The sequence below is a fragment of the Aquimarina acroporae genome (assembly GCF_023195925.1).
GTDB classification, from domain to species: Bacteria; Bacteroidota; Bacteroidia; order Flavobacteriales; family Flavobacteriaceae; genus Aquimarina; species Aquimarina acroporae.
Window position 1 is genome coordinate 736,578 of record NZ_JALPRE010000001.1, and the last position, 13,167, is coordinate 749,744.

Annotated in this window: 15 protein-coding genes and 1 tRNA gene; 12 read left to right on the forward strand and 4 right to left on the reverse strand. The window is 34.0% G+C overall.

Translation table 11 applies throughout. From position 1 onward, the window contains the following. The first annotated feature begins 144 nt into the window (after positions 1 to 144). The 5 genes from M0D21_RS03665 (at position 145) to M0D21_RS03685 (ending at position 4,712) form a co-directional block, all read left to right on the forward strand. Positions 145 to 708, forward strand: coding sequence for an AAA family ATPase (locus M0D21_RS03665; RefSeq protein ID WP_248327022.1), 564 nt, complete (start codon positions 145 to 147; stop codon positions 706 to 708). After that, complete coding sequence (locus tag M0D21_RS03670; RefSeq protein WP_262922054.1) at positions 705 to 2,606, forward strand: RecQ family ATP-dependent DNA helicase; 1,902 nt, start codon at positions 705 to 707, stop codon at positions 2,604 to 2,606. The genes M0D21_RS03665 and M0D21_RS03670 overlap by 4 nt, the downstream gene beginning before the upstream one ends. A gap of 5 nt (positions 2,607 to 2,611) precedes the next feature. Beyond that, on the forward strand, positions 2,612 to 3,559 hold the full coding sequence (gene fmt / locus M0D21_RS03675) for a methionyl-tRNA formyltransferase (RefSeq protein WP_248327024.1): 948 nt from the start codon (positions 2,612 to 2,614) through the stop codon (positions 3,557 to 3,559). A 186-nt stretch (positions 3,560 to 3,745) separates the two neighbouring features. Then, positions 3,746 to 4,018, forward strand: a complete 273-nt coding sequence (locus tag M0D21_RS03680) for an HU family DNA-binding protein (protein WP_027413194.1) — start codon at positions 3,746 to 3,748, stop codon at positions 4,016 to 4,018. Positions 4,019 to 4,151: 133 nt separating this feature from the next. Next, positions 4,152 to 4,712, forward strand: a complete 561-nt coding sequence (locus M0D21_RS03685) for a YqgE/AlgH family protein (protein WP_248327026.1) — start codon at positions 4,152 to 4,154, stop codon at positions 4,710 to 4,712. On the opposite strand, the gene M0D21_RS03690 is transcribed toward M0D21_RS03685, so the two are convergent. Continuing rightward, entirely contained in the window at positions 4,709 to 5,557 is an 849-nt protein-coding gene (locus M0D21_RS03690; protein ID WP_248327028.1) for an aminotransferase class IV, read from the reverse strand. The two genes, M0D21_RS03685 and M0D21_RS03690, sit on opposite strands and share 4 nt — an antisense overlap. A gap of 62 nt (positions 5,558 to 5,619) precedes the next feature. Beyond that, positions 5,620 to 6,012, reverse strand: a complete 393-nt coding sequence (locus tag M0D21_RS03695) for an START-like domain-containing protein (protein WP_248327030.1) — start codon at positions 6,010 to 6,012, stop codon at positions 5,620 to 5,622. Positions 6,013 to 6,212: 200 nt separating this feature from the next. Here M0D21_RS03695 and M0D21_RS03700 point away from each other — a divergent pair. From M0D21_RS03700 to M0D21_RS03725, 6 genes are all read left to right on the forward strand, one after another. Further along, positions 6,213 to 6,286: transfer RNA gene (locus tag M0D21_RS03700), tRNA-Met, on the forward strand. A gap of 378 nt (positions 6,287 to 6,664) precedes the next feature. After that, on the forward strand, positions 6,665 to 7,630 hold the full coding sequence (locus M0D21_RS03705) for a HEPN domain-containing protein (protein WP_248327032.1): 966 nt from the start codon (positions 6,665 to 6,667) through the stop codon (positions 7,628 to 7,630). Between the two features lie 130 nt (positions 7,631 to 7,760). After that, positions 7,761 to 8,261: a hypothetical protein gene (locus M0D21_RS03710; protein ID WP_248327034.1), complete on the forward strand. Its 501-nt coding sequence runs from the start codon at positions 7,761 to 7,763 to the stop codon at positions 8,259 to 8,261. A 26-nt stretch (positions 8,262 to 8,287) separates the two neighbouring features. Next, on the forward strand, positions 8,288 to 8,599 hold the full coding sequence (locus M0D21_RS03715) for a hypothetical protein (RefSeq protein WP_248327037.1): 312 nt from the start codon (positions 8,288 to 8,290) through the stop codon (positions 8,597 to 8,599). Between the two features lie 120 nt (positions 8,600 to 8,719). Continuing rightward, complete coding sequence (locus tag M0D21_RS03720; RefSeq protein ID WP_248327039.1) at positions 8,720 to 9,136, forward strand: hypothetical protein; 417 nt, start codon at positions 8,720 to 8,722, stop codon at positions 9,134 to 9,136. 101 nt (positions 9,137 to 9,237) lie between these two features. Beyond that, positions 9,238 to 9,783 (forward strand): AAA family ATPase, encoded by a 546-nt coding sequence (locus M0D21_RS03725; RefSeq protein ID WP_248327041.1) that lies wholly within the window; start codon positions 9,238 to 9,240, stop codon positions 9,781 to 9,783. Positions 9,784 to 9,819: 36 nt separating this feature from the next. On the opposite strand, the gene M0D21_RS03730 is transcribed toward M0D21_RS03725, so the two are convergent. Further along, positions 9,820 to 10,296, reverse strand: a complete 477-nt coding sequence (locus M0D21_RS03730; protein WP_248327043.1) for a hypothetical protein — start codon at positions 10,294 to 10,296, stop codon at positions 9,820 to 9,822. 88 nt (positions 10,297 to 10,384) lie between these two features. Further along, entirely contained in the window at positions 10,385 to 11,755 is a 1,371-nt protein-coding gene (gene hisS / locus M0D21_RS03735) for a histidine--tRNA ligase (RefSeq protein WP_248327045.1), read from the reverse strand. Positions 11,756 to 11,931: 176 nt separating this feature from the next. Between hisS and M0D21_RS03740 the strand changes: the two genes are divergently transcribed. Then, entirely contained in the window at positions 11,932 to 13,167 is a 1,236-nt protein-coding gene (locus M0D21_RS03740) for an ABC transporter permease (RefSeq protein WP_248327047.1), read from the forward strand.

Below are 13,167 nucleotides of genomic sequence, written 5' to 3' on the forward strand. Positions count from 1 at the left end.
AAATAAACAAATCAAGAGCGATTTGCTACTGAAGTTAGTAAAAATTAATCTGGAGAAATCTAACTTTAACAGACCTTTATACTAATATTAATACTATTTTCATTTTCATATTATAATTCCGAAATTTGTAGTAAAATTATTCAGTTGACCAAGAAAAGAATTGTAATCACCGGTGCTCCCGGAACGGGCAAGACTTCTGTTATACTTAAACTTGAAGCATCTAATTTCTTTTGTTTCCATGAAGTGATTAGAGCAATGACTCAAGAAGCAAAAAAAGCAAACGGAGAACTAAGTATAAATTCGAATCCTATTATTTCTGTATCTGATCCTTACGAGTTTAACACCACCATTTTAAATGCAAGAATTAAACAGTTTCTAGATGCAAATGAAAAGGAGGATAGACTTCTTTTCTACGATAGAGGTATTCCTGATGTTCTAGCCTATATGGATTATTTTGATCAACCCTATGAAGATAGTTTTATACATGAGTGCAAAAACCATAAGTATGATCATGTCTTTATTCTACCACCCTGGAAAGAGATTTATATATCTGATGAAGAGCGATACGAAAGTTTTGAACAAGCAGAAGAGCTTCATCACCATTTATTAAATACTTACACCAGATTAGGATACCAATGTACCTCTGTTCCTTTTGGCACTGTAGAAGAAAGAAACAATTTTATTCTTAATACCATAAAAGTAGATTGATAAAATCATCTCTTCAAATATTACGAGAATATTGGAATCATTCGAGTTTCAAACCTCTCCAAAAAGAAATCATCGATGCCGTTCTTGCTGGAGATGACACCTTTGCTTTATTACCCACAGGAGGAGGAAAATCGATTTGTTTTCAAATACCCGCTTTAATTAAAGAAGGGATTTGTATAGTCATATCACCTCTTATTGCTTTAATGCAGGATCAAGTAAAAAACCTGCAATCGAAAGGAATCAAGGCTATTGCTTTACCCAGCGGTATTAAATATTCGGAACTTGATACGCTATTAGACAACTGTTTGTACGGTAACTATAAGTTTCTGTACATATCGCCAGAACGTTTGCAGCAGGAAATTGTTCAGGAACGACTAAAACAAATGAATGTAAATTTAATCGCTGTAGATGAAGCACATTGTATCTCACAATGGGGTAATGATTTTAGACCTTCATACAAAAGAATAGCGGTTCTAAGAGAAATTCATCCTACAGTTCCTATTATTGCACTTACTGCTTCGGCCACTCCAGAAGTAGTAACAGATATCATAGGTGAATTAGATCTTTTTCAGCCCAAAGTTTTCAGAAAATCATTTTTCAGAACTAATTTATCGTATAACGTACTAAAATCGACAGATAAAATTTATAGCATACAGCAGATTCTAGATAAACATCCTGGAACTTCAATAATCTATGTTCGTAATAGAAAGTCTGCCGTTGAGCTTAGCAGTTTTTTAAATGAGCGAAATGTACTTTCTACTTTTTATCATGGTGGTGTAGATGCATCTCAAAAGACAAAACGGTTTCATCAATGGCTCAATGAAGAGGTAAGAGTTATGGTAGCTACCAATGCTTTTGGAATGGGCATCGACAAACCCAATGTGCGAACTGTTATTCACTATGATATTCCCGAAAGTATAGAAAGCTATTTTCAGGAAGCAGGAAGAGCAGGAAGAGACGGGGAAAAATCCTATGCTTTCTTACTAAGGAGTACCAACGACTCGTTACGACTACATAATCAATTTATCAAAGTATTGCCAGATATAGAACAGGTAAAACTTGTTTATAGGAAATTGAGTAATTATTTTCAGATATCATATGGAGAAGGAGAACAAACTTCACATGAATTTGATTTTAACACCTTTTGTAGAACCTATGAACTCAATACCCTAGTCACCTATAACGCCATTCAATTTTTGGATCGATGTGGGGTACTTAGGTTTATTCAGAAATATAAAAAGAAAAGCAGTTTATATATCACAACTACCGGAAATCATCTTCTCTCCTATCTGGATCAAAACAAGAACTACGAAATTGTGGTTAAAGCCATATTAAGAATGTATGGTGGTATTTTTGATGAAGAGGTATCGATAAACATCCCCTTAATAGCTTCAAAAATAAATACAGCTGAAAGCGAGATTATTTCTACACTCCAAAAATTGATGGAAGCAGATTTATTAGAATTTCAACACAAAAACTCTGATGCAGAGATTATATTTTTAGTGCCTAGAGAAGATGACCGTACAATAAATCGGATAACACATCATTTAAAGGAACAAAAAAATTCCAAAGTCAAAAAGGTTGAAGCTATTATTTCTTACACCGAAAATGATACCAGCTGCAAGAGTAAACTTCTACTTTCTTATTTTGGAGAGCAAGATGCGGGTGATTGTGGCATCTGTAGCTACTGTTTGACAAAAACGAATGCCTTAAAAAAATATGACCTACACCAAATACAAACCAATATTGTAAGGCTTTTACAGGAAAAACAGTTATCTTCAAGAAGTCTGATCGAACAACTGGATTATCCCGAGCATATCGTACTAGAAGTCCTTAGAGAAATGAATAAACATCAAATTATCAAAATTAATCATAGCAATAACTATCAACTAGCATAATAATAATGAGAGAGCTACGAATTGTTTTTATGGGTACTCCAGATTTTGCAGTAGAAACCCTAAAAACTATATTAGAACATAACTATAAAGTAGTTGGAGTGATTACCGCTCCAGATCGTCCTGCAGGACGTGGTCGAAAACTAAAAGCTTCGGCTGTAAAAGAATATGCATTATCAAAACATTTACCCGTTTTACAACCCACCAACTTGAAAAATGAGGGTTTCCTTGAAGAACTAAAAGCGCTAAATGCTAATCTTCACATTGTAGTAGCGTTTAGAATGCTTCCGAAAGTTGTATGGGATATGCCAGAATACGGCACCTTTAATCTACACGCTTCTCTTCTTCCAGACTATAGAGGTGCAGCCCCAATTAACTGGGCTATTATTAATGGAGAAGAAAAAACAGGAATCACAACCTTCTTTATAGATGAAAAAATAGACACTGGTCATATTATCTTTCAGGAAGAAATTGATATTGACAAAAATGAGACCGCAGGTATTTTACACGACAAGTTGATGATTGCAGGAGCTAATCTTGTATGTAAAACTATCGAAGGTATAGCAAATAATACTATAGAAGTAACTCCACAATCTAAAGTCGACACATTTAAGACCGCCTATAAATTAAATAAAGAGAATACAAAAATAGATTGGAGTAAGGATATGCGTTCTATTCATAACTTAATACGAGGACTAAGCCCTTATCCGGCAGCTTGGTGCGAGCTACACAATAACGGAAAGACAGATACTATTAAAATTTACCTAGCAGATCCAATTGAAGAACCTCATAATTTTGAAATTGGAAAGATTATCGTCGAAGATGCCACCATTAAAGTAGCAGTGGAAAATGGATACATGCAAATAGACAAAATTCAATTGCCAGGAAAAAAAGCAATGGAGTCTAAAGCACTCCTAAATGGTTATAATTTCTACAGGGATGCAAAAATGATGTAAAGCCTTGGTATTATTGGGGTTGAAAAAATTTAAAAAACAAGGCTGTTTATTAACAATCGCATTGAGTTATCAACAAAACCCCGTATTTACTGGGCTAATCCTTGCACGAATCATAAATCCGTCTAAATTTGTAAAGCGTTTAACATAAAGATTGGTTTAACCAACAATTAATTTAAAAACAGAATTATGAACAAAACAGAATTAATCGATGCAATGGCAGCTGACGCTGGAATCACTAAAGCAGCGGCAAAAAAAGCCTTAGAATCTTTCTTAGGAAACGTTGAAGGAACTCTTAAAAAAGGAGGACGTGTTTCTTTAGTTGGATTCGGATCTTGGTCAGTTTCTAAAAGAGCTGCAAGAGAAGGTAGAAATCCACAAACTGGAAAAACTATCAAAATCGCTGCTAAAAACGTTGTTAAGTTTAAGGCTGGTGCTGACTTATCTAGTTCAGTAAACTAATCAGTTAGTTTTCGATATTATTTAGAAGCTCCCAAAATTGGGAGCTTTTTTATTATGGGAATCCATAAAAAATCACTCTTCTCTTTGATTATTACAAATAATTAACTAGCTTTAAGATAAAGAAAACCATCGCATGATATCACTTCAACCCTCAAAAGGACATCTATTAATTGCAGAACCTTCTATCATTGGAGATGTCTCTTTTAATCGTTCTGTCGTGCTTCTTGCAGATCACAGTGATCAAGGATCGATTGGTTTTATCATGAATAAACCTCTAGACTATCACCTATCTGATCTCGTACCAGAAATTGAAGCACAATTTAAAATTTATAATGGCGGTCCAGTAGAACAAGACAACCTTTATTTTATTCACAAAGTACCCGATTTAATACCTAATAGTGTTGAAATTTCTGAAGGCATTTATTGGGGTGGTGACTTTACCGTAGTGTCTGAACTCATTGCTGAAAACAATATCACTTCTAATGAAATTCGATTCTTCCTGGGATATTCGGGATGGGATTCACAACAACTCAACCAGGAACTAGAAGCCAATTCATGGGTAATTGTAAAAAATGATGACAAAAAGAATATTTTTGGCAAATCGTATGACACGTTCTGGAAAGAAAAAATGATCGAATTAGGAGGCGAATACGTATTATGGTCCAATGCACCAGAAAACCCCGCTTACAATTAATTTCCTAACCGTATTCTTGAGTTTAATATCCCCAGTAGTCGCTTACTGGTAGTATTGCCAAATTCTTTTTTTCTAAATTTTGTAATGGGTAAAATCCCTGTAATTACATTGGTAATAAACAACTCATCTGCCTTTTGCAGTTCAAAAGGAGAGATCGATGCTTCTTCTACGGTATAATCTTCTAGTTTCTCCAGAATTCTTAGTAATTGCGTTCTCATAATTCCTTTTAAACAGCCATCATCAGTTGGTGGTGTTTTTATGGTAGTACCTTTTACTAAAAACAAGTTTCCGTTTAAAGCCTCAACTACCATTTTATTGGTATTGAGCAATAAACAATTGTCAAAATTATTTTCTTTTGCAAAAACTCCTCCTAAAACATTAATAATTTTGTTATTCGACTTTAAAGTGGATAGAAGATCTGCCGCCAGATAATGATCTTTAAAAAGTGTTACCTCATAAGTAGTATCTTCAATACGATAAAAAGGATTATCAAGTGCACTGGCCAAAATCTGATACCCTACCTCATTTGATTGAGGAGTGTAAAGCCCTTCGGCGTTTCTGTACACCATTATTTTTACACGAGCAGATACTTGCGACAGCTTATTACTTTCAATAAGTTCAAGAATTTCCTGTTCAAGAATTTCTGGGGTAAACTTCATAGGTATTTGCATGCGCAATATTCGCATAGATGCCATTAATCTAAAATAATGATCTTCCCAAAAAAGAATTTTTCCAGAATTTACACGAATGGTTTCAAAAAGAGCATCTCCATAAGCATAACCTCTGTTTGTAATCTGCAGTACAGCTTTTTCTTCTGTCACGAGGCTTCCGTTACTATTCACCATAAAAAAAGACCCATAAACCAAATGTTATGGGGTATATTAAATTTATTATTTACAAAGAAAATTTAGGCCGACCCTAATACGTGCTTTAGATTGCTAATCATATTATCCCACAGCATCTTATTTTCATCTAGTTCATCATCTTCAGAATAATCGGTCACCATAAGTGATACATCTTTGGTAATTTCATCTACCTGAATACGCATTTCAAAAAAGTAATCATTCCCTTCTTCTTCATCTTCAACCCATCTAAACTTTATACGTTCGCCACTTTTTCTGCTTAAAAGCTTTGCTTCTTCCTCAGAGTCGTCCCAGATAAAAGTAAATAATTCTCCTCGTGAATTCACATTATCGGCAAACCATTCTGAAAGACCAGAAGGGGTTGATATATATTGATATAATAGTTGCGGCGATGATTGTACCACAAATTCAAGTTCATATTTTGTTTTTTCAGACATAATCATTAATTGTTGGTAAGCCAATATATAGATTAATTGCCGACTTTAAAAGTACAATGAAAAAAAAATTAATTCTTCATTATTGTTTGCGTCAATGTATTTTGTTTTTATATTTGCACCCGCGTTTGAATCGCTAGTCTAAGTTTCTGATATGAGAAACTAGATTAGGCAAAATGTTTTAAGCGTTACATTTTGAAAATGGCGAGGTAGCTCAGCTGGTTAGAGCGTCGGATTCATAACCCGGAGGCCGGGGGTTCAAGTCCCCCTCTCGCTACATACGATATACATTGTACAAACTGCAACTATCAAGGCTTTAGGGACCCCTTCTAAAGCCTTTTTTATGTTAAGAATATAAGTTGGCTATGGTCGTACCCCAAATTGTTGTATATTTATAATGTAGTTTATGCTTTATGAACTTTTTGGTTTACAAAGATTTAGCTACAATCCCGAGGCTATATACATGCCTCGCAACAAAGAGTCACACGTTGTAATCATGCTTAATTAAAGGCTTTAGGGACCCCTATAAAGCCTTTTCCTTCCAAAAATATACAGATAGAAAAATGCCCCCATTTTATTTGGTAAATACCCTGTTTAACACCTATTTTTAGACACAACATAAACGCATTAATATACTTTATTCGCTTTACGACTTATGAAAAAAAGTGAGGGAACTCAATTGACACATTTAGCAGTTTTTACAGGAATTTGGTCAGACGTTTCGGTATTAGATTTTTCAAAACTTAATTTGAGGTTTATCAAATTCAATTCACCAGAATTCACCGAGATTATTCATAATACACTTAGCAACCCAGAACATTTTGAAGATTTTAGAGAACAAATAAATAATGATAATAGCAATCCCGATAGTCTGCAGGTTTTAGCGCCTATAGATTTTAGAAAAGTGGTACCAGAGAATATCCTTTTTAAAGTAAGAAATATGTTGCGTTTACTGTTTCCTTCTCGGGTTACTTTAAGTTATCTTCAGAAATATAGTTTAGAAGATGGAGACATCAGGTTACAAATGCAAACCGATTACTCTATTAAACCTATTGTTTATGAAGATCAGTATTACAACTACCTTACAATATATGATCATGAAATAAAAAGCATCAATGCCTTTATCACCATTTTTATGGAGCGATTTGACTCCATAAACTATGTAAAACCAACACTAAATGCTTATTTGAGTAGTTTTTTTCAAAACTTTCATACTATGGAGTATCTAGACCTATGTATAGGACTCGAAAGTTTAGTAAAAGCCCGTAGCGAACTAAAGTATCGTATGCGAAGAAATATTGCGGTTTTATTGGCCCCTAATGTAGAATTTGCAGAGAACATATATCATAATATTGGTAAGATTTATAATCTAAGATCGGCAATTGTACATTCTGGCAGTTATGAAGAGGAAAAAGTATTAGAATATTTGCCATATCTCAGATGCCTCATTTCACGTATCATTACTGAAGTAATTAGCCATAATATTCCCAGTCTGGATGAATTAAATTTTATTTTAACCTCAAAAGGGTTTGGATACGGTAAAACTATTTCTGAAGGATATACACTGTATAAACTTAGCAATAAAGTGTATTCTAAAGCATTATTAAGGTTGCTGGATTAAGCCCCGAAGTACGCAAACATGATTGACTTTTAGATTAAACAACATCCTTTGGTATAACTTTGAAAAAAACCAGTTATTGAAATTCACTCATTTCACAATTCGTATATTGCCCATACATAACCCGATGTCTATGAATAAAATAATATTAACTCTTACAGCACTCATTATATTTTCTTGCAAAGATCAGAAAACCAATCAAAACGCTACTACAGAACAAGTCGTAGAAGAAAAAGTGGATACAATTTCATCTGTTATCAATAAAGAAACTTTGAAAGATCTTTCGGTCGTACCTCATCACTATATATGTTATACTTATGACAGAAACAAAACCAAAAGAATTTGGATAGGTTTTAGTGAAAAAAATCTGGCAATTGAACTAAAATATGAAGGACAACAAGAATCGTTACCACTAAAATACAATACCGAAGAATATATCGAAGGTGGCGCCCACCCTACTATCATCAAATATTATGATGAAATATACCAAAACAAGGTAAATGGCAAGTATAAGTTAACTCATTCTGGAAACTGGGACTACGTTACCTACATGCGAGGAAAAGACAACAAAGAGTTTAACTATACCATAGATCATCATGCAAATCCATATGGTAGTATTCCTTGTTTTAAATAGGAACTACCGATAAAATTCTAAATAATATGACGCATAAAAGCGATACTCAAAAAGCGTTTAGCTACGCTATAAATAGTTTAACCCTTATGGCGGTTATAGTATTATTAAGTGTAGTCATGCATTGTACCCAATTGGAGATCATTTCTCTTTTAATAGGAATATTGGTATTTATCATTGGAGCTTTGAGTATCATAGGGCTTATTCATAGTTTAAAAGGAATAAAAAGCGAAAACAATTTAAAAAAAGTCGTTGGGCTTATTATTAATGTAACATTTGTTTCCTTATTTATCTATGTATTTATTGCCAATGCTTTAGATATAGTAAAAGTGATGAACTAAGGTTGATAAAACAGATCTTAAAGCAGTTTCTTCTGATTTAAATATTAATGTTACGGGTACCCGTAAAAATAAAAGATAGTTATTTCGGTATTTTGACATTAAATTAAAACCTAAGTCAAAATGTATTACACCGAGAGAAAACCTCTCGAAGGAACCCGATTTGAATATCGAATTGCCTATCTTCCTTCTGAGACGGACCCCAAAACAATTACCCCCGAACACATAGGCAATATTCTCTATGTAGAGTTATTCCCCCTTTTTACGGCAAAAATTCATAACACCGAACCTTTACGTTACGAAGTGAAGGAAAACAAGCTATGGTATTATCTTAAAACTTTACTTGTAGAGGTCAAAGAAAAAAACAATCTATTCTATTCTCACTTTAACATCAATTTTTCAGACTGCCATATAGGCCCTTTTAGTGGTCAAGCAAATCTAGATATCATTGTTTTTCAGGTAAAACCTATAGATATTAACCCAAAAAATATCAAAAAAGGTAATCTCACAGACTCCAGTGAAATTCCGCAAGAAGCATAGTAATTGCCTTTATACCTGATCTAGAAGTTACCCAATCATAGATAACGTAATTCAAGCGATTTCTTATCTTTATCGCTAGGGCTACATTTGTATATACTCATATGAAAATCTTACTATTTGGAGCATCAGGATCTGGAACTACCACTTTGGGTAAAGAAATTGCCAAACAAACTAGTTTTATACATCTCGATGTAGATGACTACTACTGGAAAAAAACTCAACCTCCTTATCAAGAAAAAATAGCTTTAAAAGCTAGAAACCATACTCTAAAAAAAGATTTTACTGTACATAAAAATGTAATTGTAAGTGGTTCTTTGGTAAGCTGGGGAGAAGAATGGAAAACGGCATTTGATCTGGCCGTTTTTATTCGACTAAACAACTCCTTAAGAATGAATAGATTAAAAGAAAGAGAAACTATACGCTATGGGGATTTGCTTACCACAGATAAAAGCATTCAACAAAGTTCAAAGGCGTTTTTAGAATGGGCGAACCGATATGAAGACCCTAATTTTGACGGTAGATCACTTAAGATACATACACAATGGATGAAACTACTAGATTGCGAAGTACTGCATCTTGACGGAGCATCAAAACTATCGTTTAAAATAGATGAGATTATTACCAAAATAAAAAAACACCAACAATAGCAGTTGGTGTTGAATGTATAGGTTATAGTTTGTGCACTACATTTGTTCTGATAGTGCATTTATTTGCTTAGATTTTACCGCCATATACTTACTCAGTTTTTCGATTTCTTCACCCGGTAAAATGCTCATAAGCCTGGTATATTGTCTAGACAAATCACTACTCGCACTACTAAGTTTTAAAAACGAATCCATATCATGAGCCTCTACAGCTTTTTTATAATTCGCTACATATTTTTCGTAGTCTTTGATGTACTTTTTTGAATATGAATTATTGGTTTTCTCAGAAGTACCTGGAATTCGAAGTGGTTTATCTACATTATCTTTCTTCTTTTTAGTAGCTTTCTTTTTCTTTACTACGGGTTTTTTCTCTTCAACTACCTCTTCTACCGCAACCTGAGTAGAATCTTGAACCTCTTCTACTACTTCTAACTTATCGGTTTTTGGATCTTTTTTACAAGAAGTTACACCTATAAGCAATACGCATATAAAAGCGGTTAAAAAGTTTTTTTTCATAACACTATGTTTAGGACAATAATTGGTTTAAAGAATATTTTAAATAACTAAAATCTTTTCGATATAGTCTATGAATTTACTAAAAAAATTACTGCAAAAGGATATTTAGATCATCAAAGTTCATTTCTGACTGCGTACCTGTCTCCATATTCTTTACAGTAAATACTTTATTCTCTACCTCTGAAGTACCTGCCAAAATCACAAAAGGAATATTCCTCTTATTAGCATAGTTCATTTGCTTTTTCATTTTGACACTATCTGGATATAGCTCTGCAACCACCCCAGATTTTCTAAGCTGATGTATAGCTTTAAAACAATACAGTGCTTCCTGTTCTCCAAAATTGATAAATAATGCTTTAGTAGTTAAAGCTACCGTTTCTGGAAACAAACCTAATTCTTCAAGTACCAAATAGATTCTATCTAAACCAAAAGAGATACCAACTCCACTTACATCTTTTAATCCAAAAATCCCGGTAAGATCATCATAGCGACCTCCACCACCAATAGATCCCATTTTTACAGTCTCGGGAGCTGCAACTTCAAAAATAGCACCTGTATAATAGTTCAATCCTCTCGCCAATGTAACATCTAAATCCAGAACTGCAGTTTCAAGAGTTACATCATTTATGGTGGTTGTAATAAACTCTAATTCTTCTACTCCTTTCATTCCTTCTTTTGAAGATGACAGAAGTGCTTTAAGCTTATCAATTTTTTCGGTAGTTGTACCTGTAAAATCAAACAATGGTTTTACTTTTTCTATAGCGTCATTAGAAATTCCTTTTTCTTTCATTTCCTTCTTTACACCATCTTCACCAATTTTATCTAACTTATCAAGGGCTACTGTAAAATCGATCAATTTATCACTGGCTCCAATAACCTCGGCGATACCAGATAAAATCTTTCGGTTATTTAATTTAATAGTGACTCCTTTCAAATTAAGAGCTGTAAATACTCGATCATATAGTTTAATAAGGTCTACCTCTTGCCATAGTGATTTACTCCCTACTACATCGGCATCACATTGATAAAACTCCCTAAACCTTCCTTTTTGAGGACGATCTGCTCTCCAAACTGGTTGTATCTGATATCTTTTGAACGGAAAGTCTATTTCATTTTGATGTTGTACTACATAACGAGCAAAAGGAACTGTAAGATCATAACGAAGTGCTTTTTCACTTATCTTAGAAGTCATTTTTGTACTGTCCTTACTTTCATATAGTGCATCATCTACTTTGCGTAAATAATCACCACTATTTAGTATCTTAAATATTAACCGATCTCCTTCTTCTCCATACTTTCCCATTAACGTCTCGCTATTCTCAAAACTTGGGGTTTCTATAGGCTGAAAACCAAATAGCTTAAATTGTCTTTTGATAATCTCCATGATGTACGATCTCTTTGCAACCTCTACGGGTGAAAAATCACGTGTTCCTTTTGGTATTGATGGTCTTTGTGCCATTATGCGTTTTTATAGTTTTAGATCTTAATTCCCCTGCGGAAATTTAGACCCATTGAGGCTGCAAATATCTAAAAAAGTAGAAATACATTTTATCTTGTCGATAAAAAAATACTTTTTTTAAGTAACTTTCCGTGGGTTTTATAGTCTTATAATGCAACCTGGTTAATAATCATTTTATGTTTGCACTTTTCAAAGAGAATGTTCGCATTGCTATGGACTCCATCAAGGGGCAAGTTCTAAGGACCACGCTTACGGTATTAATTATTGCAATTGGTATTACCGCATTGGTAGGTATTCTTACGTTTCTTGGGGCTTTAGAAAAAACAATAGCTGGCGATTTTGCTTCAATGGGTGCCAATACATTTAACCTGCAACGATACGAATTTAACACCAGAAATAACAGGGATCGCGAAAAAGTAAACCCGGTAATCACCTATCGTAATGTGAAAGAATTCACAGAGCGATTTCAATACCCCTGGGCAAAAACTTCGGTGTATTTTACAGGAACCAGTGGTGCCGAAGTAAAATTTGAAAACGAAAAAACAGATCCCGAAGTTACCGTTTTGGGAGTTAATGAAAACTATCTTGATAATACAGGTACCGAAATTGATAAGGGCCGAAATTTCACTTATTTCGATATTGAAAACAATAATCATGTTTGTCTTATAGGTTCAGATTTTACCAAAAACCTATTTGACACCACCGACCCCATAGGACAGACCATTAGCATTAGAGGAGTAAAATTTAAGGTTATTGGTTTGCTAGAAAGTAAAGGAGCAACTTTTAGAAACAATCAGGATCTACGCGTATTAATTCCGCTACAAACAGCAAGATCTATGTATACCTTACCTAATATTAACTACGGAATTAGTGTAAAAGTAACCGATAAACAATTTTTGGAAGGCGCACAAGATGAAGCTATCATTACCTTTAGAAATATAAGAGGTCTTAGTCCAATACAAGAAAACAACTTTGGACTTGAACGAAGCGATGATCTCATCAATCGTATCTCGAATATTACTTCCTACTTATATGTAGCTGCCGGAATCATAAGTATTATCACGATTTTTGGGTCTTCTATTGCTTTAATGAACATAATGCTGGTATCTGTTACCGAACGTACTCGTGAAATTGGGGTTAGAAAAGCCCTAGGAGCAAAAAAACACACCATCTCAGGACAGTTCTTTTTAGAAACCGTAATTATAGGACAAATTGGAGGTGTGCTAGGTATTATTCTTGGAATTCTTGTAGGAACTATAGCAGCTAAAATATTAGATTTCCAGTTTTCTTTACCGTGGCTTGCTATGTCTTGGGCTGTAATTACTTCTTTCTTAACAGCTGTGGCTTCAGGCTTATACCCAGCAGTAAAAGCAGCAAATCAAGATCCAATAGAATCACTCCGATATGAGTAA